24 protein-coding genes are annotated in these 25,569 nt (G+C 67.6%); 11 read left to right on the plus strand and 13 right to left on the minus strand.

Going from position 1 to position 25,569, the window contains the following annotated elements:
• Positions 1-64: 64 nt before the first annotated feature.
• Complete coding sequence (locus J2P76_RS03380) at positions 65-451, minus strand: Rid family detoxifying hydrolase (protein WP_207404462.1); 387 nt, start codon at positions 449-451, stop codon at positions 65-67.
• Positions 452-675: 224 nt separating this feature from the next.
• Positions 676-1,572 (minus strand): LysR family transcriptional regulator, encoded by an 897-nt coding sequence (locus J2P76_RS03385; RefSeq protein WP_207404463.1) that lies wholly within the window; start codon positions 1,570-1,572, stop codon positions 676-678.
• Positions 1,573-1,682: 110 nt separating this feature from the next.
• On the opposite strand from J2P76_RS03385, the gene J2P76_RS03390 reads away from it, so the two are divergent.
• The 5 genes from J2P76_RS03390 (at position 1,683) to J2P76_RS03410 (ending at position 5,222) form a co-directional block, all read left to right on the plus strand.
• The gene (locus J2P76_RS03390; RefSeq protein ID WP_207404464.1) at positions 1,683-3,038 is read left to right on the plus strand and encodes an acyclic terpene utilization AtuA family protein; all 1,356 of its coding nucleotides are present in this window, start codon (positions 1,683-1,685) and stop codon (positions 3,036-3,038) included.
• Positions 3,035-3,451: an AtuA-related protein gene (locus J2P76_RS03395; RefSeq protein ID WP_207404465.1), complete on the plus strand. Its 417-nt coding sequence runs from the start codon at positions 3,035-3,037 to the stop codon at positions 3,449-3,451. The genes J2P76_RS03390 and J2P76_RS03395 overlap by 4 nt, the downstream gene beginning before the upstream one ends.
• 46 nt (positions 3,452-3,497) lie before the next feature.
• The gene (locus tag J2P76_RS03400) at positions 3,498-4,460 is read left to right on the plus strand and encodes a tripartite tricarboxylate transporter substrate binding protein (protein ID WP_207404466.1); all 963 of its coding nucleotides are present in this window, start codon (positions 3,498-3,500) and stop codon (positions 4,458-4,460) included.
• Positions 4,461-4,545: 85 nt separating this feature from the next.
• Positions 4,546-4,848, plus strand: coding sequence for a type II toxin-antitoxin system HigB family toxin (locus tag J2P76_RS03405; protein ID WP_207404467.1), 303 nt, complete (start codon positions 4,546-4,548; stop codon positions 4,846-4,848).
• A complete protein-coding gene (locus J2P76_RS03410) occupies positions 4,845-5,222 on the plus strand; it encodes a transcriptional regulator (protein ID WP_207404469.1) in 378 nt (125 codons plus the stop codon). The genes J2P76_RS03405 and J2P76_RS03410 overlap by 4 nt, the downstream gene beginning before the upstream one ends.
• Before the next feature lie 56 nt (positions 5,223-5,278).
• Here the strand turns inward: J2P76_RS03410 and J2P76_RS03415 are convergent, their stop codons facing one another.
• Positions 5,279-6,055 (minus strand): ferredoxin--NADP reductase, encoded by a 777-nt coding sequence (locus J2P76_RS03415; protein ID WP_207404470.1) that lies wholly within the window; start codon positions 6,053-6,055, stop codon positions 5,279-5,281.
• A gap of 310 nt (positions 6,056-6,365) precedes the next feature.
• On the opposite strand from J2P76_RS03415, the gene J2P76_RS03420 reads away from it, so the two are divergent.
• From J2P76_RS03420 to J2P76_RS03430, 3 genes are all read left to right on the plus strand, one after another.
• On the plus strand, positions 6,366-7,406 hold the full coding sequence (locus J2P76_RS03420; RefSeq protein ID WP_207404471.1) for a Fe(3+) ABC transporter substrate-binding protein: 1,041 nt from the start codon (positions 6,366-6,368) through the stop codon (positions 7,404-7,406).
• 199 nt (positions 7,407-7,605) lie between these two features.
• On the plus strand, positions 7,606-9,276 hold the full coding sequence (locus J2P76_RS03425; RefSeq protein ID WP_207404473.1) for an ABC transporter permease: 1,671 nt from the start codon (positions 7,606-7,608) through the stop codon (positions 9,274-9,276).
• 4 nt (positions 9,277-9,280) lie between these two features.
• Entirely contained in the window at positions 9,281-10,057 is a 777-nt protein-coding gene (locus J2P76_RS03430; RefSeq protein WP_207404474.1) for an ATP-binding cassette domain-containing protein, read from the plus strand.
• Positions 10,058-10,178: 121 nt separating this feature from the next.
• Here the strand turns inward: J2P76_RS03430 and J2P76_RS03435 are convergent, their stop codons facing one another.
• Together J2P76_RS03435 and J2P76_RS03440 are read right to left on the minus strand one after the other, a co-directional pair.
• Entirely contained in the window at positions 10,179-11,063 is an 885-nt protein-coding gene (locus J2P76_RS03435; protein WP_207404475.1) for a pirin family protein, read from the minus strand.
• Positions 11,064-11,199: 136 nt separating this feature from the next.
• Positions 11,200-11,898 carry a pirin family protein gene (locus J2P76_RS03440; protein WP_207404477.1) on the minus strand — a complete coding sequence of 233 codons (699 nt, stop codon included), beginning with the start codon at positions 11,896-11,898 and terminating at the stop codon, positions 11,200-11,202.
• A 146-nt stretch (positions 11,899-12,044) separates the two neighbouring features.
• Here J2P76_RS03440 and J2P76_RS03445 point away from each other — a divergent pair, with 146 nt between their 5' ends.
• Complete coding sequence (locus tag J2P76_RS03445) at positions 12,045-12,956, plus strand: LysR family transcriptional regulator (protein WP_207404478.1); 912 nt, start codon at positions 12,045-12,047, stop codon at positions 12,954-12,956.
• 10 nt (positions 12,957-12,966) lie between these two features.
• On the opposite strand, the gene ntrC is transcribed toward J2P76_RS03445, so the two are convergent.
• The 7 genes from ntrC to J2P76_RS03480 all read right to left on the minus strand — a co-directional run bounded on the left by ntrC (position 12,967) and on the right by J2P76_RS03480 (position 21,862).
• Complete coding sequence (ntrC, locus tag J2P76_RS03450; RefSeq protein ID WP_207404480.1) at positions 12,967-14,484, minus strand: nitrogen regulation protein NR(I); 1,518 nt, start codon at positions 14,482-14,484, stop codon at positions 12,967-12,969.
• A complete protein-coding gene (gene glnL / locus J2P76_RS03455) occupies positions 14,481-15,545 on the minus strand; it encodes a nitrogen regulation protein NR(II) (RefSeq protein WP_207409104.1) in 1,065 nt (354 codons plus the stop codon). Before glnL ends, ntrC begins: the two co-directional genes overlap by 4 nt.
• Positions 15,546-15,642: 97 nt before the next feature.
• Positions 15,643-17,055, minus strand: a complete 1,413-nt coding sequence (gene glnA / locus J2P76_RS03460) for a type I glutamate--ammonia ligase (RefSeq protein ID WP_207404481.1) — start codon at positions 17,053-17,055, stop codon at positions 15,643-15,645.
• A gap of 187 nt (positions 17,056-17,242) precedes the next feature.
• Complete coding sequence (gene hemW / locus J2P76_RS03465) at positions 17,243-18,454, minus strand: radical SAM family heme chaperone HemW (protein ID WP_207404482.1); 1,212 nt, start codon at positions 18,452-18,454, stop codon at positions 17,243-17,245.
• 20 nt (positions 18,455-18,474) lie between these two features.
• The gene (gene rdgB / locus J2P76_RS03470; protein ID WP_207404484.1) at positions 18,475-19,104 is read right to left on the minus strand and encodes an RdgB/HAM1 family non-canonical purine NTP pyrophosphatase; all 630 of its coding nucleotides are present in this window, start codon (positions 19,102-19,104) and stop codon (positions 18,475-18,477) included.
• A gap of 117 nt (positions 19,105-19,221) precedes the next feature.
• Positions 19,222-20,847, minus strand: a complete 1,626-nt coding sequence (locus J2P76_RS03475) for a methyl-accepting chemotaxis protein (protein ID WP_207404485.1) — start codon at positions 20,845-20,847, stop codon at positions 19,222-19,224.
• A gap of 79 nt (positions 20,848-20,926) precedes the next feature.
• Complete coding sequence (locus tag J2P76_RS03480) at positions 20,927-21,862, minus strand: LysR family transcriptional regulator (protein ID WP_207404487.1); 936 nt, start codon at positions 21,860-21,862, stop codon at positions 20,927-20,929.
• 119 nt (positions 21,863-21,981) lie between these two features.
• Here J2P76_RS03480 and J2P76_RS03485 point away from each other — a divergent pair, with 119 nt between their 5' ends.
• Complete coding sequence (locus tag J2P76_RS03485) at positions 21,982-23,142, plus strand: acyl-CoA dehydrogenase family protein (protein ID WP_207404488.1); 1,161 nt, start codon at positions 21,982-21,984, stop codon at positions 23,140-23,142.
• A gap of 5 nt (positions 23,143-23,147) precedes the next feature.
• Entirely contained in the window at positions 23,148-24,518 is a 1,371-nt protein-coding gene (locus J2P76_RS03490) for an MmgE/PrpD family protein (protein ID WP_207404489.1), read from the plus strand.
• Positions 24,519-24,643: 125 nt separating this feature from the next.
• Here J2P76_RS03490 and J2P76_RS03495 read toward each other — a convergent pair whose 3' ends face one another.
• A complete protein-coding gene (locus J2P76_RS03495; protein WP_207404491.1) occupies positions 24,644-25,558 on the minus strand; it encodes a hypothetical protein in 915 nt (304 codons plus the stop codon).
• Positions 25,559-25,569 lie beyond the last annotated feature (11 nt).

Raw genomic sequence — 25,569 nt, forward strand, 5'->3', positions numbered from 1 at the left:
GAGTCTTGCGTGCCGCGGCGGTGGCTGGCATGGCGCGAGGCCCGGTGCAGGCGCGGCCTGCCGCTTACAGCACCAGGATGGCTTCGACCTCGAACTGCGCGCCCTTGGGCAGGCTGGCCACGCCCACGGTGGAGCGCGCCGGGAACGGCTGCGGAATGAGCTCGGCCATGATGGCGTTGGCGGCCGTGAATTTGTTCAGGTCGGTCAGGAACAGGGTCAGCTTGACGATGTCGTTCAGGGTGCCGCCGGCTTCCTGGATCACGGCGGTCATGTTGGCGAAGGCCTGGCGCACCTGGGCGTCGAAGTTCTCGGACACCAGGTCGCCGGTGCCGGGCTCCAGGCCGATCTGGCCGGACAGGTACACCGTTTTGCCGCCGGTGGCGGCAACGGCTTGCGAATAAGGGCCGACCGCGGCGGGGGCCTCGTCGGTATGGATGATTTGCTTGCTCATGGCCGTATCCTGGAAAGATCAGTCGCAACAGACTGGACTATTGAAGTGTAAACAGCAATAGGCATTTGCGAAAGCAAGGAGTTCCCGCAAGCGGGCGAAAACACTGTTCCGTTTTTAAGGCACCTGCCAAGGTGTCTGACTCCGCAGGTGTCAGACACCGAAGCATGCAGCGACTGTCTCAACAGCACGGTGTCTGACACCTGCGGAGTCAGACACCTGTCCCGCTACGCCTGTCCAATCTGCTCCCGGTGCTGCAGCAGCAAGTCATACAGTGTCTGCGCGGCCACCGACAGGCTGCGGCCGCGCCGCCGCACCAGGTACAGCGGCCGGGTCAGGGGCTTGCCGGCCAGGGGCTTGATGGCGAGCTCGTCGCGCCGGAAGTGGAACAGGGTCATGGCCGGCACTACGCTGATGCCCAGGCCGGCCGACACCAGCCCGGTGACCGTGGCCAGGTGCTCGACTTCCAGCAGGGGCTGGGCCCCCGCGGCGCCCATGGCCTCGTCCAGGTGGCGCCGCACGCTGCTGCCGCGGGCCAGCTGGATCAATGGCCAGCGGCCCAGGTCGCGCAGGCGCACCTGGGCGCGCGCGGCCAGGGGATGGTCTTTGCGGCACACCAGGAAGAAGCGGTCGGCGTGCAGGAATTCGCTGTCCAGGTCTGACATATCGGCGCGCCGGGCCGCCACGGCGAAATCGGCGGCGCCGGTCTGCACCAGGTCCAGGCACGGGTCCAGCAAGGCGTCGCGCAGTTGCAACGTGATGCCGGGATAGTCCTGATGGAAGCGCGCCAGCAAGCCTGGCAGCCAGCCGGCGGCCAGCGAAGGCAGGGCCGCCACCGTGACGCGGCCGCGGCGCCGCGCGGCATGGTCGCGCAGGTCTTCGGCCACCAGCTCGAAGTCGCCCAGCAGCCGGCGCGCCGAGGCGTCGAGCACCCTGCCCTCGGCAGTGAGTTCCACGTTGCGCGTGTTGCGATCGAACAGCCGCACGCCGGCGGTGTCTTCCAGCGCGCGGATCAGCGCGCTGAAAGCCGGCTGGGTCAGGTGGCAGCGCTGGGCGGCGCGCGTGAAGTGCTTTTCGTCGGCCAGGGCCACGAACGCACGCAGTTGGCGGGCAGATAGATTCATACAAACTTTGGATGAATTGATCTTATATTTCTATTTCACTTATGAAGCAAGCCTGCCTATAGTGGCCGCAACACAGGGGCGCCGCGAGGCGCTGCGCTTACGGACTCATCATGGCTGCTTCCCCTTTTCTGATCGGCTGCGCAACGGGTTTTTCGGGCGACCGTACCGACGGCGCCCACGCGGTCGTGCAATCGCTGGCGGCCCGCGGCGGCGGCACGCTGATCTTCGAAACCCTGGCCGAGCGCACCCTGGCCCTGGCGCAGCTGGCGCGCAATGCCGACCCGGAAAGCGGCTACGAGCCCCTGTTGCAAGAGCTGCTGGCCCCGGTGCTGGCCGACTGCCTGCGCCAGGGCATCAACATCGTGGGCAATTTCGGCGCCGCCAATCCGCCGGCGGCGGCGCGCTGCATCGCCGGGCTGGCCAGCGCCCAGGGCCTGCCGGCGCCACGCATCGCCGTGGTGCATGGCGACGCGCTGGTCACATCCGAGCAGCGCGCCCTGCTGCGCGAACGGCTGGGCCCGCGCCTGGACGGCATGGACGTGGTCAGCGCCAACGTCTACCTGGGCGCGGGCGAAATTGCCGACGCGCTGCGGGCCGGCGCCCAGATCGTGGTGGCCGGCCGGGTGGCCGACCCTTCGCTGACGGTGGGGCCGGCGCTGGCCCATTACGGCTGGGCCCCGGATGACTGGACGCGCCTGGGGCGCGCCACCATGGCGGGCCACATGCTCGAATGCGGCACCCAGGTCACCGGCGGCTATTTCTGCGTGCCCGGCCTGAAAGAAGTGCCCGATGTGCACGTGGCGGGCTATCCCATTGCCGAAATCGACGCCGACGGCGGCTTCGTAATCGGCAAGGCCGATGGCACGGGCGGCGCCGTGGATGCCCGCACGGTCAAGGAACAGCTGCTGTATGAAGTGCACGACCCGGCCCGCTACCTGACGCCGGATGTGGTGGCCGACCTGAGCCAGGCGTCGGTGCGGGTGCAGGGCCCCGACCGGGTCGCCGTGCACGGCATCGACGGCCATGCGCGCCCCGATGAACTGAAAGTCAACGTCTGCTATCGCGGCGGCTGGCTGGCCGAAGCCGAGATCTCGTATGCCGGCGTGCAGGCCGAGGCGCGCGCGCGCCTGGCGGCGGACATCGTGCGGCGGCGGCTCGGCGCCACGCTGACCGTGCGCATGGATTTGATCGGGGTGCTCAGCATCCTGGGCGACGATGGCGGCGCCATGCTGGATGCCCGCCCGGCTGGCGCGGGCCGCGATGTCAGGCTGCGCCTGGCTGCCGAACACCCTGACGCGCGCGTGGCCGAACGGCTGCTGCGCGAAGTGACGGCCCTGTACACCTGCGGCCCGGCGGGCGGCGGCGGCGTGCGCACCGCCCTGCGGCCGCGCCTGAACATGGTCTCGTGCACGATACCGCGCGACGCTGTGCACAGCGGCTGGACCATGATGGAGGCCGCACCATGAAGCCGGATCACCCCCCCGTACGCGCGCCCCTGTACCGCCTGGCGCACAGCCGCTCGGGCGACAAGGGCGATATCTCGAACCTGAGCCTGATCGCCTGGGACCCGGAGTGCTATGCGGTACTGGCGGACCAGGTCACCGAAGCGCGCGTGGCCGAATGGTTTGCCTACCGCCGCCCTACCCGCGTCACGCGCTACCTGATTCCCAGCCTGCACGCCATGAACTTCGTGCTTGAAGGCGTGCTGGACGGCGGCGTGAACGACGCCCTGAACCTGGACACGCATGGCAAGAGCCTGTCGTTCCATTTGCTTGACTTGCGGGTGGATGTTGCGCCCGAACTGGCCCGGCGCCTGCCGGACATTCCGGGCGATCAGCCCGCCACCGGCCTGCCGCCGGCGCCGCTCGCGCCGCAGTAAGCCGGTATTTCCCTGTTTTCTACAACAACACACCAGGAGACTCCCCATGCGCATGACCCCGCTACGACTGCTTGCCGCCCTGTGCACCGCCCTGCCGCTGGCGGCAGCCGCGCAAGACTTTCCCAGCAAGCCCATCACGTTCATCGTGCCGTTCGCCGCCGGCAGCGCCACCGACCAGTTGGGCCGGGCCATCGGCCAGGGTGTGGCCGAGCTGACCGGCCAGTCGGTGGTCATCGAGAACAAGCCGGGCGCCAGCGCCATGATCGGCGCGCAAACCGCGGCCCGCGCAGCGGCCGACGGCTACACAGTGCTGATCACCACCAACACCACGCAGGCCGCCAACGAGCACCTGTACAAGACCCTGCCCTACGACCCGGTGAAGGATTTCGCGCCGCTGACGCTGCTGGGCAAGGGCGGGCAGTTCATGGTGGTGAACCCGGCCTCGCCGGCCAAGAGCGTGACCGAGTTCCTGGCCCTGGCCAAGAAATCGCCGGGCAAGCTCAGCTTCGGCAGCGGCAGCTCAAGCAGCCGCATCGCCGGCGAACTGCTGCAGCAGATGACCGGCATCAAGCTGCTGCATGTGCCGTACAAGAGCAATCCGCTGGCGATCACCGACCTGCTGGGCGGGCAGATCGACATGATGGTCACCGACAGCGCCACGGGCCTGCCGCAAGTGGAAGCCGGCAAGCTGCGCGCACTGGGCTTTACCGGCAACGAACGCTCGCCGCTGGCGCCGGATCTGCCCACCATTGCCGAGGCCGGCGTGCCCGGGTATGAAATGGGTTACTGGTTCGGCGCCTACGTGCCCGCCGGCACGCCCGAGGCGGTTGTGAACAAGCTGAATGACTTGCTGGTCAAGGCCACCCAGGGCAAGGCGGCCCAGCATTTCTACAAGTCCACCGGCACGACCCCGGCGACGTCCACCCCCAAGGAACTGGCGGCGTTCCAGCGCAGCGAGTCGCAGAAATGGGGCGACATCATCAAGAAGGCCGGCATCAAGGCGGAATAAGGGGGCTCGGAGTTCGCTGCAGCTGTGTCTGACATTCTTCGAAGTCACACTTGTGTTAGTCCCAAATTGGGACTAACATCCCTTCATGCGAGTCATAGCCGTCAGCACCCTGCGCCTGTTCTGGGACGAACACCCGGACGCCGAGCAATCGATAAAGGCCTGGGTGGATGAGGCCAATAAGGCGCAATGGACACAGCCGGCGGATATCAAAGCACACTATCGTAGTGCCAGCATCCTCAAAAACCGGCGTGTGGTGTTCAATATCAAGGGCAACAATTACCGCTTGGTCACAGCGGTTTCCTTCAAACTCGGTATCGTCTACGTGAAGTTCATCGGCACTCACGCGGATTACGACAGAATCAATGCCGAGACAGTGGAACTGGAGTGAACATGGAAATCCGCCCCGTACATACCGAGGCCGATTACAAGTCGGCACTCAAAGAAATTTCCCGGCTGATGGAATCCGACCCTGACCTGGGCACCCCCGAAGGCGATCGCCTGGATGTCCTGACGACACTGGTCCAGGCATATGAAGCAAGGCGCTATCCTATCGACCTGCCCGATCCGGTTGAAGCCATCAAGTTCCGTATGGAGCAAAGCGGCCTGACGGCCAAAGATCTGGAACCAATGATCGGCAAGCGCAATCGCGTCTATGAAGTCTTGAATCGTAAACGCACTTTGACTTTGCCCATGATCTGGCGGTTGCATAAAGAGCTGGGAATACCGGCTGAAAGCCTGATCCGGCCCCCGGCGCACCCATAAGAAAAAAGCCCTGTCCGATACCGATCGGCCAGGGCTTTTGCAGGGAATGAACCGGCTTATTTTTCGACGAACGCGCGTTCGACCACGTAGTCGCCCGGTTCGCCCACGCCCGGCGACACCTGGAAACCGCGCGAGTCGAGCATGGCGCTGATGTCGGCCAGCATGTGCGGGCTGCCGCAGAGCATGGCGCGGTCGGTTTCGGGGTTGATTTGCGGCAGGCCGATGTCCTGGCACAGCTTGCCGCTTTCGATCAGTTGCGTGATGCGGCCCTGGTTGCGGAACGGCTCGCGCGTGACGGTGGGGTAATAGATGAGCTTGTCGCGCACCACGTCGCCGAAGAACTCGTTGTTGGGCAGTTCTTTTTCGATGAAGTCGGCATAGGCCAGTTCGCTGACCCAGCGCACGCCGTGCACCAGCACGATTTTTTCGAAGCGCTCGTAGACGTCGGGGTCTTTGATGATGCTCATGAAGGGCGCCAAGCCGGTGCCGGTGCCGAACAGGAACAGGTGCTTGCCGGGCTTGAGGTCGTCGGCCACCAGGGTGCCCACGGGCTTGCGGCTGACCAGGATGGTGTCGCCTTCTTTCAGGTGCTGCAGGCGCGAGGTCAGCGGCCCGTTTTGCACCTTGATGCTGAGGAATTCGAGGTTTTCTTCGTAATTGGCGCTGGCGATGCTGTAGGCCCGCATCAGCGGCTTGCCTTCGACTTCGAGGCCGATCATGACGAAGTGGCCGTTATGGAACCGCAGGGCCGCGTCGCGCGTGGTGGTGAAGGAAAAAAGCGTATCGTTCCAGTGGCGCACGCTGAGTACGCGCTCGGTATTGAAAGCTGCCATGTCGTTGAAAAAAGTACAACGCACCAGGTGCGCCGGATGGAATGCCACGCCGTGCAAAAGACGGGCGCGGGGCTCAGGGTTATCCCTATTTTACCGTGACTTCTTGATAACTCGTCTCATTAATCCGTAATGCCCTTATAACTCTTTGATAGAAATCACAGGGCTTATCCGCAATCTGACATCAAGTTGAACGCCCGGCGGCTTCCTGGTATTGTCGCACCTACTTGATAATCATTTTCGTTAACGGACGCGTCCGCAGGCCTTCCGGCGCGGGGTTGTGTCCGTTATGCAACGCACCGGAGCCCTCCAAATGTCGATCCGACGCCTTTCCCTGACCCCGCTGCTGGGCGCGCTGGCGCTGGCTGGCAGCGCCCTGGCCAGCCCGGCCCTGGCCGCTGACGAAGTCAGCCTGTACACCACCCGTGAACCCAAGCTGATCCAGCCCATGCTGGATGCCTTTACCAAGGAAAGCGGCATCAAGGTCAACACGGTGTTCATCAAGGATGGCCTGCTCGAGCGGGTCAAGGCCGAAGGCGCCCAATCGCCGGCCGACGTGCTGATGACCGTGGACATCGGCAACCTGATCGACCTGGTGGACGGCGGCATTACCCAGCCGATCAAGTCGGACACCCTGAACTCGGTGATTCCCGCCAACCTGCGCGGCGCCGATGGCAAGTGGTATACCCTGTCGCTGCGCGACCGCGTGCTGTACGTGGCCAACGACCTGAAGCTGGACAGCTTCCATTACGAAGACCTGGCCGACCCTCAGTGGAAGAACAAGGTCTGCATCCGTTCGGGCCAGCACCCCTACAACACCGGGCTGGTGGCGGCCATGATCGCGCATGACGGCGCGCAGGCCACCGAGCAATGGCTGCGCGGCGTCAAGGCCAACCTGGCCCGCAAGGCGGCCGGCGGCGACCGCGACGTGGCGCGCGACATCCTGGGCGGCATCTGCGATATCGGCATTGCCAACGCCTACTACGTGGGCCACATGAAGAACGCCGAACCCGGCACCGACGCCCGCAAATGGGGCGACGCCATCAAGGTGGTGCGCCCCACGTTCAAGAACGGAGGCACCGGCACGCACGTGAACATCAGCGGCGCCGCCGTGGCCGCGCACGCGCCCAACAAAGACAACGCCATCAAGCTGCTCGAATTCCTGGTGTCCGAGCCGGCCCAGACGCTGTACGCCCGCGCCAACTACGAATACCCCATCCGCCCGGGCGTGAAGCTGGATCCGGTGGTGGCCAGCTTCGGCGAATTGAAGGTCGATTCGCTGCCGGTGGCCGAAATCGCCAAGTACCGCAAGCAGGCCAGCGAACTGGTCGACAAGGTGGGCTTCGACAATTGAACCCGGCGCCGCAAGGCGTCAATAAAGACCAGGTGTCTGACTCCCCGCGGGTGTCAGACACCTGCATTTTTCAAGACGGCATCGCAGAGTGCCAGACATTGTTTTCTTCGTAACGGTATCGCCACACTCCGGTGTCTGGCACCCTGCGAGAGCCAGACACCTGGCCGACGAGGACCAGGCACCTGGCCGCATTTGAAGCATGCACACTGAAACTTTGTCCCGCCCTTGGCGGCTGCGCGGCCCTGAACGCGGCGCGGGCTGGCTGGCGGGCGCGGCGCTGATCGCGCTGGCCGTGCTGCTGCCGCTGGCCGCGCTGGCCTGGCAGGCCATGCACGCCGACCTGTCGCACTGGTCGCACCTGGCCCGGTATGTGTTGCCGCAGGCCTTCGCCAACACGGCCATGCTGCTGGCCGGGGTGGGCGTGCTGGTGACCCTGCTGGGCACCGGCGCGGCCTGGCTGGTTACCGCCTACGAGTTTCCCAGCCGCCGCATCCTGACCTGGGCCCTGCTGCTGCCGCTGGCGGTGCCCACCTACATCATCGCCTTCGCCTACCTGGACCTGCTGCACCCTATCGGCCCGATCCAGACCGCCATCCGCGCCCTGCTGGGCTATGACAGCCCGCGCCAGTTCCGCCTGCCCGACCTGCGCTCGATCTACGGCGCCATTTTCGTGCTGGGCTTCGTGCTGTACCCCTATGTGTACCTGAGCACCCGCGTCATGTTCATGACGCAGGCCGCCAGTCTGCTCGAAGCGGCGCGCACGCTGGGCGCCGGCCGCGTGGGTGTGTTCCTGCGCGTGGCCCTGCCGCTGGCGCGGCCGGCCATTGCCGTGGGCGCCAGCCTGGCCCTGCTGGAAACACTGAACGACATCGGGGCCTCGGAATTCCTGGGTGTCCAGACCCTGACCGTTTCCGTCTACACCACCTGGATCACGCGGTCCGACCTGGCCAGCGCGGCGCAGATCGCCCTGACCATGCTGGCCATCGTGGTCGGGCTGATTCTTCTGGAGCGGCACGGCCGCAAGCGGCAGCGCTATGCCAACACGCAGCGCATGCGGCCGATGCAGCCGCGGCGCCTGCGCGGCGGCGCGGCATGGCTGGCGGTGGTGCTGGGCTGGATTCCGGTGGTGCTGGGGTTCGTGGCGCCGGCCTGGTACCTGATCGTCGAGACCTACAAGCGCCTGCACCTGGTGGGCGGCGTGTCAGACCAGCTGATCAATGGCCTGTCCAATACTCTGATCGTGGCCTTCACGGCCACCCTGGTCACGCTGGGCTGCGGCCTGGTGGTGGCCTGGGCCGGGCGCACGCTGCGCGAAAGCGCGCGATTCAACCCGGGCCGCGCCTGCGCGCGCATCGCCAGCCTGGGCTATGCGGTGCCCGGCACCGTGCTGGCGATCGGCCTGCTGATGCCCTTTACCTGGATCGACCGCCAGCTGGGCGCGGTGTTCGGCAGCCAGGGCCTGCTGCTGATGGGGTCGATGGGCGCGCTGGTCTGCGCCTACACCATGCGCTTCCTGGCGGTGTCGGTGGGCGGCATCGAGGCCGGCCTGGCCCGTATCCCGCCATCGCTGGAACAGGCGTCGCGCCTGCTGGGCGAAAGCGCCGGCGGCACGCTGCGCCGCGTGCACCTGCCGCTGCTGCGGCCGGCGCTGGCCGCCGGCGCGCTGCTGGTGTTCGTCGACACCATGAAAGAACTGCCCGCCACGCTGCTGCTGCGGCCGCTGAACTTCGAAACGCTGGCCACCTGGCTGTATGCCGAGGCCGCCCGCGGCACGTATGAAGAAGGCGCCGTGGCGGCGCTGGCCATCGTGCTGGCCGGCCTGCTGCCGGTGATCCTGCTGGCGCGCACCAACCTGAAAATGGGACATTGACATCGTGCCCGACCTGCTTGAACTAGAACGCATCCACCTGGCCTACGACACGCCGCAAGGCCTGCGCCCGGTGGTGCAAGACCTGTCGCTGGCGCTGCCGGCCGGCCACATCGGCTGCCTGCTGGGCGAATCCGGCTGCGGCAAGACCACCATCCTGCGCGCCATCGCCGGTTTCGAGCCGGTGCGTGCCGGACAGATTTCCCTGGACGGCGCCGTGATTTCGTCGCCGGCCGTGCAAGTGGCGCCCGAGCTGCGCCGGGTGGGCATGATGTTCCAGGACTACGCGCTGTTTCCGCACCTGACCGCCGCGCAGAACGTGGCCTTCGGGCTGCGCAGGCTGGGCAAGGCCGAGCGCGCGGCGCGCGTGCGCGAGATGCTGGACATGGTGGGGCTGGCCGCTTCGGCTGACAACTATCCGCACGAAATTTCCGGCGGCCAGCAGCAGCGCGTGGCGCTGGCGCGCGCGCTGGCGCCCTCGCCCGACCTGCTGCTGCTGGACGAGCCGTTTTCCAATCTAGATGTGGACACCCGCGAGCGCCTGGCTTTCGAAGTGCGCGACATCCTCAAATCGACCGGGCACACGGCCATCCTGGTAACCCACAACCAGGCCGAGGCCTTCGCCATCGCCGACCGCATCGGCGTGATGAGCGACGGCAAGGTCGTGCAGTGGGACACCCCGTACAACCTGCACCACCACCCCGCCGACGGCTTCGTGCGCGACTTCGTGCGGCGCGAGACGCTGGTCGCGCAGCGCCAGCAGGCCTACGCGCGCGGCATGTAGCCGCAGGCTCCGCACCAAAGGCCGGGTGTCAGGCTCCGCAGGTGCCTGACACCGTACTGCCTGAGGCGGTCATGGCTCACTTCGGTGTCAGGCACCTGCGGAGCCTGACACCTGGGCGCCACTACGCGCGTGGCGCCGGCAGCGGGATGTATTCGGTTTCGTCGCCCGGCACGACCTGGCTGAAACGGTCGCGCTGCCAGTCCTGCTTGGCCTGTTCGATGCGGTCTTTGCTGCTGGACACGAAGTTCCACCAGACAAAGCGCGGCCCGTCCAGCGGTTCGCCGCCCAGTATCGCCAGGCGGGCTGCCTCGGCCGCGCGCACGGTCACCGGCTGGCCCGCGGCGAACACCAGCAGCTGCCCCGGCTGGTAGACCTGGCCGTCGATTTCCACGGCGCCGCTGCTCAGGTAGGCCGCCCGTTCTTCGTGTTCGGCCGGCACGACCAGCGTGGCGCCGGGCTGCAGCGTGATATCGCCGAAGAACAGCGGCGACAGGGTCCGCACGGCCGACGTCTGGCCGAACAGCGAGCCGGCCACCACTTGCGCGCGCACTCCCTCGCCTTCGATCACCGGCTGCGCATCCAGCCCGTAGTGCACGAAGCCCGGATCGGTTTCTTCATGGCGGCTGGGCAGGCCCACCCACAACTGCAGTCCGGACAAGCGATGGCCCGCGCTGCGCTGCGCGTCGGGCGTGCGTTCGGAATGCACGATGCCGCGCCCGGCCGTCATCCAGTTGAGTTCGCCCGGGCGGATCTCCTGGGTATGGCCGGCGCTGTCGCGATGCATCATGGCGCCTTCGTACAGGTACGTGACGGTCGACAGGCCGATGTGCGGATGGGGGCGCACGTCAACGCCGGCGCCCGGCTCGAACATGGCCGGCCCCATGTTGTCCAGGAAGACGAACGGGCCGACGGTGCGCCGCTGGGCGGACGGCAGGGCCCGGCGAACCTGCAGGCCGCCGCCCAGGTCGCTGGAGCGCGGGACGATCAGAGTTTCAACAGCGGACATGGGGTGTTCTCCTCGGTTGTATGGTGCATGGTCGGGGTGCCTGGCACCATAGTGTTGCGACAGCGTGGCATACCTCGGTGTCTGACACCCTGTGGGTGCCAGACACCTGTTCGCAGGCATGCCGGCAAGATACTGCTTAAGGCAGGTCGAAGACCAGCACGTCGGCCTGTTCGCCATCGCTGATGCGCACGGCGGCCTCGTCGGTCAGCGCCACGGCGTCGCCGGCCGACAGCGCCTGGCCGTTCACCGTGGCCTTGCCGCGCGCCACATGCACCCAGGCGCGGCGGCCGGCGGCCAGCGGCAGTTCGGCCTGCTCGGCGCCGTCGAACAGCCCCACGTACAGCCGCGCGTCCTGGTGAATGCGCATCGAGCCGTCGGCCCCGTCGGGCGACACGACCTGGCGCAGGCGGCCGCGCTTGTCGGCTTCGGGCACGCGCTGCTCTTCGTATTCGGGCACGATGCCGGTCACGTCGGGCTCGATCCAGATCTGCAGCATATGGGTTTGCTGGTCGTCCAGCGGGTTGAACTCGGAATGCAGCACGCCGCGTCCGGCGCTCATGCGCTGCACGTCGCCCGGGCGGATGGTCGAGCCGCTGCCCATGCTGTCTTTGTGGGCCACGGCGCCGTCCAGCACATAGGTGATGATTTCCATGTCGCGATGGCCGTGCGTGCCGAAGCCGCGGCTGGGCGCGATGCGGTCGTCGTTGATCACGCGCAGCGGGCCGAAGCCCATGTGGTCGGGATCGTGATAATTGGCGAAGGAAAAGGTGTGGTAGCTGTCCAGCCAGCCATGGTTGGCGTGGCCACGTTCGTTGCTACGGCGCAGGGTCAGCATGATGAGCTCCTTTCAATTTGGTGATTGGCAGTGGCGGCGCGCTGGGCGTTTGCACTGCCGATGAAAGGCATTGTGCGCCCGGCCCCTGGGGTTGAGGCTGAGCAGGTTTGATGACATCATTCAATTTATTTGAACGATATTTCGCCATGCAAGCCATCACCCCCGAACTGCTGTACATGGTCGATGCCATTGCGCGCCACGGCAGTTTTGCCAAGGCCGCGCGGGAACTGGACAAGGTGCCGTCGGCCGTCACCTATGCCGTGCGCAAGCTGGAAGATGCGCTGGACGTGCTGCTGTTCGACCGTAGCGGGCACCGCGCCCGCTTGACCCCGGCCGGCGAAACCCTGCTGCAGGATGGCCGCCAGGTGCTGCAATCGCTGGATGCCCTGGCCGGCCGCGTCAAGCGCGTGGCCACCGGCTGGGAACTGGAGCTGCGCGTGGCCGTCAACGCCGTATTGCCCCTGCCTCCCCTGTACGACGTGGTGCGGGAATTCCGCCAGCTTGCGCCGGTGACGACGCTGCGGTTTTCCACCGAAGTGCTCAGCGGCAACTGGGATGCCCTGGCGACCGGCCGCGCCGATCTGGTGATCGGCGCCGACGCCAACGGCGCCGCGCCGGGCGCCTATCGGTCGCAGCCCATGGGCGAAGTGCAATTCGGTTTCTGCGTGGCGCCGCAGCACCCGTTGGCGGCGCTGGGCCGGCCGCTGGGGGCGGACGATATCGCGGCCTATTGCGCGGTGGTGGTGGCCGACACGGCGCGCCACCTGCCGCCGCTGACGCGCGGCCTGCTGAACAGGCAGCCCCTGATCGTGATGCCCACCATGCAGGCCAAGATCGACGCCCAGGTGCGCGGCCTGGGCTGCGGCTACCTGCCGCTGACGTTGGCCGCGCCGTACATCACGCGCGGCGAGCTGGTGCACTGCGCCATCGACGACGGCGTGCCCATGACCGAGCAGCTGGTTTACGCCTGGCGCGAACCGGCGCCCGGCGCGGCGCTGAAATGGTGGCTGCAGAAGCTGCGCTCGCCGCGGCTATGCGAAAGCCTGCTGGGAATCTAGCGGGCAGCACTCATTCTTCGATACCCAGCTCGCGCAGTTTGCGGGTGATGGTATTGCGGCCGATGCCCAGGCGCGACGCGGCTTCGACGCGGCGGCCGCGGCTGGCGTCCAGCGCGCTTTGCAGCAGGATGCGTTCGAACTGGCGCGTCAGGGTGGCCATGACGGCCGGCTCGCCGCGTTCGAGGCGCTGCCGGGCTTCGCGCAGCAGCGCGGCCTGCCAGTCGGCGGCGCCGGCGTCGGCGCGCACAGCCCCGGCCGACGCGGCGATGGCGGCGGGCGCAGCGGGCGCCGGGAAGCCGCCGTGCACGGCCACGCTGCCCGCGGCTGTTGCTTGCGGCTGCACTTCCATGGCGCGGATCTCGGGCGGCAGGTCGGCGCGTTCGATGGTCTGGCCCGGCGCCATGACGGTGAGCCAATGGCAGAAGTTTTCCAGTTGCCGCACGTTGCCCGGAAAATCGAAGCGCGTCAGCACGGCAACCGCGTCGGGCGTCAGCCGCTTGACCGGCACGCCCAGCGAGCGGGCGCTGGCGGCCAGGAAATGGTTGGCCAGGGCGGGAATGTCTTCGACCCGCTCGCGCAGCGGCGGCAGCCGCAGGCGGATCACGTTCAGGCGATGGAACAAGTCTTCGCGGAACAGCCCTTGTTCGACGCGCTGCTCCAGCGGCTGGTGGGTGGCCGCCACGATGCGCACGTCGACCCGCACAGGCTGGGCGCCGCCCACGCGGTAGAAACTGCCTTCGGCCAGTACGCGCAGCAGGCGGGTCTGCAGCTCGATCGGCATGTCGCCGATTTCATCCAGGAACAGCGTGCCGCCGTGGGCTTCTTCGAAGCGGCCGCGGCGCAGGGTGTTGGCGCCCGTGAAGGCGCCGCGCTCGTGGCCGAACAGTTCGGCCTCGAGCAGGTCGCGCGGGATGGCGGCCGCGTTCAGCGCCACGAACGGCCCGCCGGCGCGCGCGCCATGGCCGTGCAGCGCACGCGCCACCAGTTCTTTGCCGGTGCCGGATTCGCCCGTGATCAGCACCGTGACCTTGGATTGCGCCAGGCGGCCGATGGCGCGGAAGACTTCCTGCATGGCGGTGGAGGACGACTGCGTCATCATCCAGCGTTCGTTGCCCTGCCCCGCGTCGCCGTCCTGGCTTTCGCCCGCGCGCGCGTCCTGCGGCGCCGATTCGTGCACGGCGCGTTCGATCAGCGAAATGGCTTCGTTCACGTCGAAGGGCTTGGCCAGGTAGTCGAAGGCCCCGCCCTGGAACGCCGACACCGTGCTGTCGAGGTCGGCAAAGGCGGTCATCACGATGACCGGCAGGTGCGGATGGCGCTCTTTCAGCTGGCGCAGCAGGTCCAGGCCGTCGCCGCCGGGCATGCGGATATCGGACACCAGCGCCGCGGGGGTTTCGACATCCAGCGCCGCCAGCACGTCGGCGGCCTGCGCGAAGCTGCGCGTGGGAATGCCGGCCCGCGCCAGGGCTTTTTCCAGGACCCAGCGTATGGCCTGGTCATCGTCGACGATCCAAACGGGTTTGCTCACAGCGGTTGCTCCATCGGCAAGACCAGACGGAATTCAGTGTGCCTGGGGCGGGATTCGAATTCGATAATGCCTCCGTGCTGCTGCACGAAATCCTGGGCCAGGCTCAGGCCCAGCCCCGTGCCGCCCGGCCGGGCGGTGACCAGGGGATGGAAAATGCGGTCGCGGATCGATTCGGGCACGCCGGGCCCGTTGTCGATGATGGCCAGCACCAGGGCCAGCCGGTGCTGGCGGTGCGCCAGCATGACCTGCCGGGCCACGCGGGTGCGCAGGATGATCTGCGCCGGCGGCACGTCGACACCCGGCGGCTGCAGCGACAGTTCTTGCGCGGCGTTGCGCGCCACGTTCAGCACGGCCTGGATCAGCCGCGCCGCATCGCCCTGCAGGTCGGGCACCGACGCGTCGTAGTCGCGCACCAGCGCAACCTTGTCGCGGAACTCGGCCTGGACCAGCGCGCACACGCGTTCGCAGACTTCGTGGATGTTGACCGGCCGCGCGGCCAGCGGCACGCGCTGCGGGCCACTGAGGCGGTCGACCAGCACTTGCAGGCGGTCGGCCTCGGAAATAATGACCTGGGTGTATTCGGCCAGCGCCGCACTGGGCAGCTCGGCCTCGAGCAGCTGCGCCGCGCCGCGCAGGCCGCCCAGGGGGTTCTTGACTTCGTGCGCCAGGTTGCGCAGCAATTCGCGATGCGCCTCGATTTCTTCCACCAGCCGGTGGTTGCGGTCGGCCAGCACGCGCTGTTCGATTTCGCGCGCCTCGATCAGCACCGGCCAGGCCTGGCCGGCCAGCGATACTGTGGTGACGGCGACTTCGGCCGATTCGCCGGCGCGCCGCACCGACGACAACTGGCGCACATCGGCGAACTGGCCCGCCACGGCGCGATCGATGGATGACTGCAGGGTTTCGGGATGGCCGAACAGCGTGGCTGCCGACAGGCCGCGCAACTGCTTGCGGGACCGGCCGAACAGGTCTTCGGCCGCGGCGTTGGCATGCTCGACGTGGCCCCGCTCGTTCAGCAGCAGGACGGCTGTGGCCAGTAGGTCAAACGCATCGACATTCATCATTTGCAGCACCGGGGCAGGACGGGCCGGCGAGCCGCCCCGCCCGCCCCGAACAGGGCCCGTTCCCGCTCGGGGAAGCAGGCCCCAGCCAGCAACATCACAGGCTGTAGTACATGTCGAACTCGACCGGGTGCGTGGTCATGCGCAGGCGCTGGACCTCGCCTTCTTTCAGGGCCAGGTAGGCGTCGATCATGTCGTTGCTGAACACGCCGCCGCGGGTCAGGAACTCGCGGTCTTGATCCAGGGCTTCGAGCGCCTGCTCAAGCGACGCGCACACCGTCGGGATCTTCGCGTCTTCTTCGGGCGGCAGGTCGTACAGGTTCTTGTCGGCCGGATCGCCCGGGTGGATCTTGTTCTGCACGCCGTCCAGGCCGGCCATCATCAGGGCCGAGAACGCCAGGTACGGGTTGGCCAGGGGATCCGGGAAGCGCGTTTCGACGCGGCGGGCCTTGGGGTTGCCCACGTACGGGATGCGGATCGAGGCCGAGCGGTTGCGGGCCGAGTAGGCCAGCTTGACCGGAGCTTCGAAGTGCGGCACCAGGCGCTTGTACGAGTTGGTGCCCGGGTTGGTGATGGCGTTGAGCGCGCGGGCGTGCTTGATGATGCCGCCGATGTAGTACATGGCGAACTCGGACAGGCCGGCATAGCCGTTGCCGGCGAACAGGTTCTGGCCGTCTTTCCAGATGGACTGGTGCACGTGCATGCCCGAGCCGTTGTCGCCGACGATGGGCTTGGGCATGAAGGTGGCGGTCTTGCCGTAGGCGTGCGCCACGTTGTGCACGACGTACTTCAGGATCTGGGTCCAGTCGGCGCGCTTGACCAGCGTGCTGAACTTGGTGCCGATTTCCAGCTGGCCCGGGGCCGCGACTTCATGGTGGTGCACTTCGACCGGCACGCCCATCTGTTCGAGCAGCAGGCACATTTCGGAACGCAGGTCCTGGAACGAATCGACCGGCGGCACGGGGAAGTAGCCGCCCTTGACGGCCGGGCGGTGGCCCATGTTGCCGCCTTCGAATTCGGTGCCGGTCGACCACGGGGCTTCTTCGGACTTGATTTTCACGAAGGTGCCCGACATGTCGGTGTTCCAGGTCACGCCGTCGAACACGAAGAATTCGGGTTCCGGACCGAAGTAGGCGGTGTCGCCCAGGCCCGAGGACTTCAGGTAGGCTTCGGCGCGCTTGGCCAGCGAGCGCGGGTCGCGGTCATAGCCCTTCAGGTCGGAAGGCTCGACCACGTCGCAGCTGAGGATCAGGGTGGGCTCTTCGCGGAACGGATCCAGGTTGGCGGTATCCAGGTCGGGGATGAGCAGCATGTCGGAGGCTTCAATGCCCTTCCAGCCCGGAATGGACGAACCGTCGAACGCCTGGCCGCTTTCCAGCTTGTCTTCGTCAACGGCCGTGGTGGGAACGGACACGTGGTGTTCGCGGCCCACCGTGTCGGTGAAGCGGAAATCCACGAACTTCACTTCGTTGTCGGCGATCTGCTTCAGGATGTCTTTCGGGCTTGCCATGTCATCTCCATGTGATAAAAGCGCCGGGGGCTGGGCCTGGTGCCGGCTGGCATGAATAGAAGAAAGCAATATGCATGCCAGGACCCAACGCAGGGCATGCCCACCCAAAATCCGCCATAGCGGGGCACTTACGCACCATAATAGTGCAAAACATGGGGCATGCAAGCACCATAATGGTGCTTTTTATTTACAGGAAGATTTCCTGCAGGTCGTTCAGGAAGCGCCACCCCAGGGCCGTGGCCCGCAGGCGGGTGGGATCGGGATCGAGCAGGCCGCGCGCGGTGGCCGATTGCAGGGGCTGGGCGATCGCGGCCAGCGACAGGCCGGTGCGTTCCTGGAACGAGGCGGCCGCCACGCCGTCTTTCAGGCGCAGGACATTCAGCATGAACTCGAACGGCAGCTCGCCGGCCCCCACCGTGCGGGCTTCGGCGATGTGGCTGCCGTCGCGGGCCGCGGCGGCGGCCATCCAGCTGTCGGGGCTGCGCAGGCGCGCCTCGCGCACGATGCGGTCGTGGAACGACAGCTTGCCGTGCGCGCCCGGGCCTATGCCCAGGTAATCGCCGAACTCCCAGTAATTCAGGTTATGCCGGCAGCGGGCGCCCGGCCGCGCATAGGCCGAGACTTCGTAGCGCAACAGGCCGGCGGCTTCCAGCGCGGCCTCGACGGCATCCTGCATGGCGGCGCTGGCGTCGTCATCGGGCAGTTCCGGCGGGTACTTGGCGAAGACGGTGTTCGGTTCCAGGGTCAGGTGATACAGCGACAGATGCTCGGTGCCGAACGACAGGGCCTGCCGCACGTCGTCCAGGCAGGCTGCCAGGCCCTGCCCAGGCAGCGCGAACATCAGGTCCAGGTTGACCCGCCCGACGGCGCGCCGGGCCATCTCGATGGCGGCCCGGGCCTGGGCGGCATCGTGGATGCGCCCCAGCTTTTTCAACTGGGCGTCATCGAAGCTCTGGATGCCCAGCGACAGCCGGTTCACGCCGCTGGCCGCGTAATCGCGGAACCGCCCCGCCTCGGCCGTGCCGGGGTTGGCTTCCATGGTGATTTCCGCGTCCGGCAGCAAGTTCAGACAGGCGCGCAGCATGGCCAGCAGCTCATCCAGGCCGGCGGCCGACAGCAGGCTGGGCGTGCCGCCGCCCAGGAACACCGACACGACCTGCCGGCCCCATACCGAAGGCAGGGCCTGCTCCAGGTCGGCCCGCAAGGCGTCCAGGTAGGCGCGCTCGGGCAGTTCGGCCGGCGCCGCGTGCGAATTGAAATCGCAGTACGGGCATTTGCGCACGCACCAGGGCACGTGCACATAGACGGACAGCGGCGGCAGGCTGGTCAGGCTGGCCCCGGCGGGCGTCACGACGCGCGCGCCGGATCCGGCCTGGTGGATGGGAATGGTGGTGGCCACGGTATCGAGGGCGGCGGCGCTTAGCGAGGCGCCAGCTTGGCGAGCAGTTGCGCCAGCGCGCGGGCGCGGTGGCTGACACGGTTTTTCTCGGCCGGATCGAGCTCGGCGGCGGTGCGGCCCAGGTCGGGCAGCAGGAAATGCGGATCGTAGCCGAACCCGTGGCCGCCGCGCGGCGCGTCGACGATCTGGCCATGCCACAGCCCCTCGCCGATGAGCGGCTGCGGGTCATCGTGGGCGCGCACCAGCACCAGCAGCGCCACATACCAGGCGTGCCGGTCGGCCACGCCGGCCAGCTTGCTGACCAGCAAGGCATTATTGGCGGCATCGCTGCGCTCGGCGGCGGCGTTGGCCAGCTGCGCATAGCGCGCCGAGTACACGCCGGGCGCGCCGCCCAGCGCCGCCACGCACAGGCCGGAATCGTCGGCCAGGGCCGGCAGGCCGGTCAGCCGGCTGGCATGGCGCGCCTTGGCCAGCGCGTTCTCGACAAACGTGACATGCGGCTCTTCGGCCTCGGGCACGCCCAGTTCGCCCTGCGGAACCAGTTCAATGCCCAGCGGGGCGAACAAGGCGGAGAATTCCCGCAGCTTGCCGGGGTTGTTCGAGGCCAGCACCACGCGGGCCAGGGATGCTTCGGTATTCGTCGAGGTCATGCCGCCATTGTAGTCGGGCGCCCTGGTCACCCGGGTGCGTCCGCGTCGCCCAGGTGTCTGGCTCCCGTCAAGGTGCCAGACACCATACGACTCAGATAGCCGTGCCACACAGCGGTGTCAGGCACCCTGCGGGAGCCAGACACCTGGGGCACCTGGGGCGTTTTGCGCCAGCCGGGCAACGGGCCCGGCGGCCAGCCTGAACACCGCCACGGCGCTGCGCAGCGAGGCCGCCTGCTCTTCCAGGGCCGCGGCCGCGGCGGCGGTCTGCTCGACCATGGCGGCGCTTTCCTGGGTGGCGCGCTCCAGGCTGGCCACCGCGTGGTTCACCGAATCGATGCCGGCGGACTGTTCGCCCGCGGCCTCGGTAATGCCGGACACCAGCCGGGTCACCTGGCCCGCCGCGGCGATGGCGTCGCGCACCGCCACGCCCGCCGCATCGGCCTGGCGCACGCCGTCGCCGACGCGCTGGGCGGCCGCCTGGATCAGGGTGCGGATTTCATCGGCGGCCTGGGCGCTGCGCTGCGCCAGCAGCCGCACTTCGCCGGCCACCACCGCGAACCCCTTGCCCTGCTCGCCGGCATGGGCCGCCTCGACCGCGGCATTCAGCGCCAGGATGTTGGTACGGAACGCAATGCTGTCGACCACTTCCACGATGTCTTCAATGCGCCGGGTGTCGGCGGCGATGTGCTGCATGGCGGCGCCGACGGCGGCCATGGCCTGGCCGCCGTGCTCGGCCAGCCTGGCCGCGTCGCGGGCCTGCCCGTGCGCCTGGCCGGCGTGCCCAGCGGTAATCCGCACCGTATCGGCCAGTGTGGCCATATTGGCGGCCGCCTCTTGCAGCGCGGCGGCCTGCCGGGCGATGCGGTCGGACATCTCGCCGTTGCCGGCGGCGATCTCGCGCGCGCCCACGTGGATTTCCTCGACGCCCTGCCGCACCGCCGCCACCGCGCCGGTCAGCCCGGCCTGCATGCGCCGCATCGCCGAATACAGCACGCCGATCTCGTTGCCGCCGCGCGCCGCAATGGCTTCGCCCAGGTCGCCATCGGCGATCCGGTCGAAATGCGCGCCGGCCTGCTTCAGCGGCCGCAGCACCACCCGGCGGAAGGCCAGCCGGAAAACCAGGCCGAGCGCCGCGACCAGCGCCAGCAAGGCCACGGCGCCCGCCATGGCGCGGTCGAGCACCTGGCCGGCCCGGGCCACGGCGGCCGCGCCCTGCGCGCGCGCATAAGTCTGGAACGCCTCGACCGCGTCCAGGTAGGCGGCGCTGCTTTGCGGCAGCACTTGTTCGACAATGCGGTTGGCCTCGATGCCGTTCCACCCCTGGATGGCTTTTTGCAGCGGCTGCAGCGCCTTGCCGGCCAGGCCCTCGTACGCGGCCTGCACCGCGTCGAACAGCTGCGCGCCCCGCCCCTGCGTATCGGGATTGGCGCGCAGGCGCCCGTGGCTGGCCGCCGCCCGGGCCAGCAGCGCCTGCGCCTGCTGCAGCGCCTGGTCGCGCTGCTCTTCCAGGCCGCCTTCCATATAGGTCTTGGCATCGGTCAGCCAGGCGCGCGCCTGGAACAGCCGGCTGCTCAGGTCGCTGAGGTCGCCGGCGCGTTCGATACTGCCTCGCCCCAGCGCTTCGATGTCGGCGCGGCTGTCGCGCAGCAGCCCGATGCCGGCCGCGGCCGCCGCCACGAACAATGCCACGAATACCGCCAGCATGGCCGACAGTGCCAGGTTCACACTCAGAGTCTTGCGCATAACTTCCCATACAAAGCTTCCGCGGACAGCGCGGAAGTCGGGGCGATTATGCGGGGCGAACTTGGCAGATTCTTGACATTCAGCCCGCGGCGGCCGGCGGCGCGACCTGGCGTTCGTGCTCGGGCACGTCGGCCACCAGCATGTCGACCAGTTCGCGCGCGAAGGCGGGCAGCGCGTCGCGGTCGCGCACGCAGATCTGCAGCTCGCGCAGCGCCCAGTCGTCGGTCAGGGGCACGATGGCGACTTTCAGGGTGCGCGCGAAGCGCAGCGCCACCGATTCCGGAATGACGCCAATGCCCACGCCGGTCTCGATCATGCGGCACACGGCCTCGAAGTTGCCCACTTCGATGCGGAACTTGAAGGTGCGCCCCAGCGCGGCCGCCGCCTGCACCAGGAACGGATGGATGGCGCTCCATTCGGACAGGCCGACATAATCGTTGCCCAGCGTGTCCGCGAAGGCCACGGCGGTCTCGCTGGCCAGCGGATGGCTGGCCGCGGCCACCATCACCAGCCGGTCTTTGCGGTACGGGATGAATTGCAGCCCCTGGTCGGCCGTGCAGCCGGCCACGATGCCCAGGTCGGCCGAGCCTTCGGCCACCGCCCGCACGATCAGGTAGCTGAGGCGTTCGCGCAGCTCGACATTGACGTCGGGATGGGCGGCCAGAAAACGGCCCAGCACGGCCGGCATGAATTCGGTCATGGCGGTGGTGTTGGCCAGCACGCGCACGTGGCCCTTGACCCCGCGGGCGAATTCCTGCATGTCGCCGCGCAGCTGCTCTACCTGGCGCATCACGGTGCGGGCATGGCGCGTCAGGGCCTCGCCCGAGGGCGTCAGGGTGACCCCCTGGCTGGTGCGGTACAGCAGCTGGGTGCCGAAGTGCTCTTCCAGGTTCTTGATGCGCGTGCTGGCCGCCGGCAGCGACAAATGGGTTTTCTCGGCACCGCGGGTCAGGCTGTGCCAGTCGCCGATGTGCACGATCAGCTGCAAGTCGGTCAGATCGAAGTGCCCCGCCATGAATTCCTCTGTTCTTCGGCAATTGCTAACCCGGTATTAAGCAATCATAAATTGGCAATCCGGCCCGGGTTGCGGCAAAGTGCCGGGATTATCTGCAAGCCTCATCATAGAACCCCGCCATGCCCGACACCAATCACGCCTTCCAGGACATCCGCGAAGCCGTACGCGACCTGTGCGCCCAGTTTCCCGGCGAATACTTCCGCAAAATCGACGAAGAACGCGGTTATCCCGAAGAATTCGTGCGCGCCCTGACCGAGGCCGGCTGGCTGGCCGCCCTGATTCCCCAGGAATACGGCGGTTCCGGCCTGGGGCTGACCGAAGCTTCGGTGATCATGGAAGAAATCAACCGCAGCGGCGGCAATTCGGGCGCCTGCCACGGCCAGATGTACAACATGGGCACCCTGCTGCGCCACGGTTCCGAAGCGCAAAAGCGCGAATACCTGCCGCGCATCGCCAACGGCGAGCTGCGCCTGCAGTCGATGGGCGTCACCGAACCCACCACCGGCACCGACACGACCAAGATCAAGACCACCGCGGTGCGGCGCGGCGACCGCTACGTGATCAATGGCCAGAAGGTCTGGATCTCGCGCGTCCAGCATTCCGACCTGATGATCCTGCTGGCCCGCACCACGCCGCTGGACCAGGTGACCCGCAAGTCCGAAGGCATGTCGATCTTCCTGGTCGACCTGCACCATGCGGTCAAGCATGGCATGCAGGTACGCCCCATTCCCAACATGGTCAACCACGAGACCAACGAGCTGTTCTTCGACAACCTGGAAATTTCCGCCGAAAACCTGATCGGCGAAGAAGGCAAGGGCTTCAAGTACATTCTCGACGGCCTGAACGCCGAACGCACCCTGATCGCCGCCGAATGCATCGGCGACGGCTACTGGTTCGTGGACAAGGTGGCGGCCTACGCCAAGGAACGCGTCGTGTTCGGCCGCCCCATCGGCCAAAACCAGGGCGTGCAGTTTCCCATCGCCCGCGCGCACATCAATGTCGAAGCCGCCAGCCTGATGCGCTACGAAGCCTGCCGCCTGTTCGACGCCCACCAGGCCTGCGGCGCCCAGGCCAACATGGCCAAGCTGCTGGCGGCCGATGCGTCCTGGGAAGCGGCCAACGCCTGCCTGCAGTTCCATGGCGGCTTCGGCTTTGCCACCGAATACGACGTCGAGCGCAAATTCCGCGAAACGCGCCTGTACCAGGTGGCGCCGATTTCCACCAACCTGATCCTTTCCTACGTGGCCGAGCACGTGCTGGGCCTGCCCCGTTCGTTCTGATTCCCATGACCGCCAACCATCCCCACCCCAGCGCCGCACTGGCCGAGTTCGCCGCCGGCCTGCGCTTTGAAGACATCCCCGCGCCGGTGCTGCGCCGGGCCGAAGACCTGCTGCTCGACTGCCTGGCCTCGGTCCTGGCGGGCGCCAACGCCCGGGCGGTGCAGGCCATCGAGCGCTATGCGGCCGCCATGGGGCCGGCCGAAGGCGCCGCCCAGGTGCTGATCACGCGGCGCCAGACAACGCCGCTGTTCGCGGCCATGGTCAACGCCGCGGCCGCCCACGTGGTCGAACAGGACGACGTGCACAACGGTTCGGTGTTCCACCCGGCCGCGGTGGTCTTCCCGCCCGCGCTGGCGGTGGCCCAGGCGCTGGGCCGGTCGGGCAAAGACCTGCTGGTGGCGGCGGTGGCCGGCTATGAAGTCGGCATCCGCGTCGGCGAATACCTGGGACGCTCGCACTACAAGATTTTCCATACCACCGGCACGGTCGGCACCGTGGCCGCGGCGGTCACGGTGGGCCGGCTGCTGAACCTGAACGCCGAACAGATGCTGCACGCCCTGGGTTCGGCCGGTACGCAGGCCGCCGGGCTGTGGGAATTCCTGCGCGATGCGGCCGATTCCAAGCAGCTGCATACCGCCAAGGCGGCGGCCGACGGCCTGACCGCGGCCTACCTGGCGCAAGAAGGCTTTACCGGCGCGCGCCGCATCCTGGAAGGCGCGCAAGGCATGGCGGCGGGCATGTCCACCGATGCCGACCCGGCCCGCCTGCTCGACCGCCTGGGCCAGCGCTGGGCGCTGGCCGAGACCTCGTTCAAATACCATGCCTCGTGCCGCCACACGCACCCCGCCGCCGACGCGCTGCAGCAGGCCATGCGCGAATACAAGCTGCGCGACAGCGATCTGGCCGAAGTCGTGGCGCACGTGCACCAGGGCGCCATCGACGTGCTGGGCCCGGTGGTCGACCCCAAGACCGTGCACCAGTCCAAGTTCTCGATGGGCACCGTGCTGGCCCTGATCGCGCGCAGCGGCCGCGCCGGCCTGGCCGAGTTCGACGCCGCGCTGGGCGACCAGGACGTGGCCGGGCTGCGCGGCAAGTTCCGCATGGAACTCGACCCGGAAGTCGACAGCGCCTATCCCGAACGCTGGATCGGCAAGGTCACGGTGCGCACCACCGACGGCCGCATGCTGCATGCGCGCGTGGACGAACCCAAGGGCGACCCGGGCAACACCCTGAGCCGCGCCGAAATCGAAGAAAAGACCCTGCAGCTGGGGGTCTACGCGCAAGCCGCCACCGAAGCCGAAGTGCGCGGCCTGATCGACACCATCTGGAGCCTGGAAAGCCTGCCCCGCGTAGGCGCGCTGCTGCCGCCCAGATAGTTCGCACGCAAGCCCGTGCAGGTGTCTGACTCCCGCGGGGTGTCAGACACCGTTGTGTGGCCTGGCTGTCTCAGTCGTACGGTGTCTGACACCCTGCGGGAGTCAGACACCTGAAGAACAAGAGGCTAAGGCGCCACGGCGGCGCTGTGCGGGGGCGTGGCGCCGCACGCCCGGGAGCCGGGCTGCGGCGGCAGCCACGCGGCATACACGGCGCGGTGATCGGCCCGGGCATAGCGGACCTTCAATGCATTCAGCCTGGCAGTCATTTCCGCCGGGCTGGCGCCGGCATTGATGCCGCCCGCGATCATCATGAACACCGCCCGGGTGCGCAGCTGCCTGTCATCCGGCTGCGCCGCGGTCACCGCCGACAGCACATCGAAATGCCCCCACTCCAGGCCGAAGTCTTCGGCATAGATCAGGTGCGTTTTCGGGTGGTCGAGCACCTTGCGCGCCACCGACTGGATGTCGGTGCGAAAGACGGCATGCTCGGCCGACACCATCACGAACATCTGGCCCAGATAGGGGCTGTTCATGTCGAGTTTGCTGCCCACGTCGCGGAACGCGGCGGGATCGACCAGAATGGGGTAATACGCCATCGGCCGGCCGGCGGCCAGAGACGCCTTCCGGGTTGCCGCGACGCTGCGCGCCACCAGGTCCGCCCGGCCGCCCATGCTGTAGTGCAGGCCGATGAAGCGGCTGCCGGGGTCCTTCACCATGAGCGGCACCATGCTTTCCGGATCGCGCCCATCGAGTTCCACGATGCGCGCCGCGTAGCCATCGCGCACCAGCAACTGCCCGCTGGCCACGGCCAGGCCGCGGTCCCAGTGCGCGCTGAGCGACAGCATGCCGGGGTGCACAAACAGCGTATCGGCGCGGCCGTTCGCGGCAACCTGGGCGCTTGCCGCTGTACATTGCACGGACGCCTGGGCGGCCGGCTGGCCCGCCGGCACGGCAACCCTCCGGTCGGGATGCGCGTAATAGCGTCCGCTGGAGCAGCCTGCCGCCAGAATCAGCAGAGCTGCGCCACAGAATGTTCGCATATTCAAGAATT

Origin of the sequence: Bordetella petrii (assembly GCF_017356245.1) — a bacterium.
Taxonomy (GTDB): Bacteria; Pseudomonadota; Gammaproteobacteria; order Burkholderiales; family Burkholderiaceae_B; genus Bordetella_A; species Bordetella_A petrii_D.

Excerpts from the sequence above, each read along its gene's own strand:
- J2P76_RS03445 (WP_207404478.1), top strand. The coding sequence starts at position 12,045 with ATGCAAGCCATCACCCCCGAACTGCTGTACATGGTCGATGCCATTGCG.
- J2P76_RS03475 (WP_207404485.1), bottom strand. The coding sequence starts at position 20,847 with ATGCGCAAGACTCTGAGTGTGAACCTGGCACTGTCGGCCATGCTGGCG.
- J2P76_RS03380 (WP_207404462.1), bottom strand. The coding sequence starts at position 451 with ATGAGCAAGCAAATCATCCATACCGACGAGGCCCCCGCCGCGGTCGGC.
- J2P76_RS03425 (WP_207404473.1), top strand. The coding sequence starts at position 7,606 with ATGCACACTGAAACTTTGTCCCGCCCTTGGCGGCTGCGCGGCCCTGAA.
- glnA (WP_207404481.1), bottom strand. The coding sequence starts at position 17,055 with ATGGCAAGCCCGAAAGACATCCTGAAGCAGATCGCCGACAACGAAGTG.
- J2P76_RS03385 (WP_207404463.1), bottom strand. The coding sequence starts at position 1,572 with ATGAATCTATCTGCCCGCCAACTGCGTGCGTTCGTGGCCCTGGCCGAC.
- J2P76_RS03495 (WP_207404491.1), bottom strand. The coding sequence starts at position 25,558 with ATGCGAACATTCTGTGGCGCAGCTCTGCTGATTCTGGCGGCAGGCTGC.
- glnL (WP_207409104.1), bottom strand. The coding sequence starts at position 15,545 with ATGAATGTCGATGCGTTTGACCTACTGGCCACAGCCGTCCTGCTGCTG.
- J2P76_RS03390 (WP_207404464.1), top strand. The coding sequence starts at position 1,683 with ATGGCTGCTTCCCCTTTTCTGATCGGCTGCGCAACGGGTTTTTCGGGC.
- J2P76_RS03405 (WP_207404467.1), top strand. The coding sequence starts at position 4,546 with ATGCGAGTCATAGCCGTCAGCACCCTGCGCCTGTTCTGGGACGAACAC.
- J2P76_RS03490 (WP_207404489.1), top strand. The coding sequence starts at position 23,148 with ATGACCGCCAACCATCCCCACCCCAGCGCCGCACTGGCCGAGTTCGCC.
- J2P76_RS03440 (WP_207404477.1), bottom strand. The coding sequence starts at position 11,898 with ATGCTGACCCTGCGCCGTAGCAACGAACGTGGCCACGCCAACCATGGC.
- J2P76_RS03435 (WP_207404475.1), bottom strand. The coding sequence starts at position 11,063 with ATGTCCGCTGTTGAAACTCTGATCGTCCCGCGCTCCAGCGACCTGGGC.
- rdgB (WP_207404484.1), bottom strand. The coding sequence starts at position 19,104 with ATGACCTCGACGAATACCGAAGCATCCCTGGCCCGCGTGGTGCTGGCC.
- J2P76_RS03400 (WP_207404466.1), top strand. The coding sequence starts at position 3,498 with ATGCGCATGACCCCGCTACGACTGCTTGCCGCCCTGTGCACCGCCCTG.
- J2P76_RS03395 (WP_207404465.1), top strand. The coding sequence starts at position 3,035 with ATGAAGCCGGATCACCCCCCCGTACGCGCGCCCCTGTACCGCCTGGCG.
- J2P76_RS03420 (WP_207404471.1), top strand. The coding sequence starts at position 6,366 with ATGTCGATCCGACGCCTTTCCCTGACCCCGCTGCTGGGCGCGCTGGCG.
- J2P76_RS03415 (WP_207404470.1), bottom strand. The coding sequence starts at position 6,055 with ATGGCAGCTTTCAATACCGAGCGCGTACTCAGCGTGCGCCACTGGAAC.
- J2P76_RS03480 (WP_207404487.1), bottom strand. The coding sequence starts at position 21,862 with ATGGCGGGGCACTTCGATCTGACCGACTTGCAGCTGATCGTGCACATC.
- J2P76_RS03485 (WP_207404488.1), top strand. The coding sequence starts at position 21,982 with ATGCCCGACACCAATCACGCCTTCCAGGACATCCGCGAAGCCGTACGC.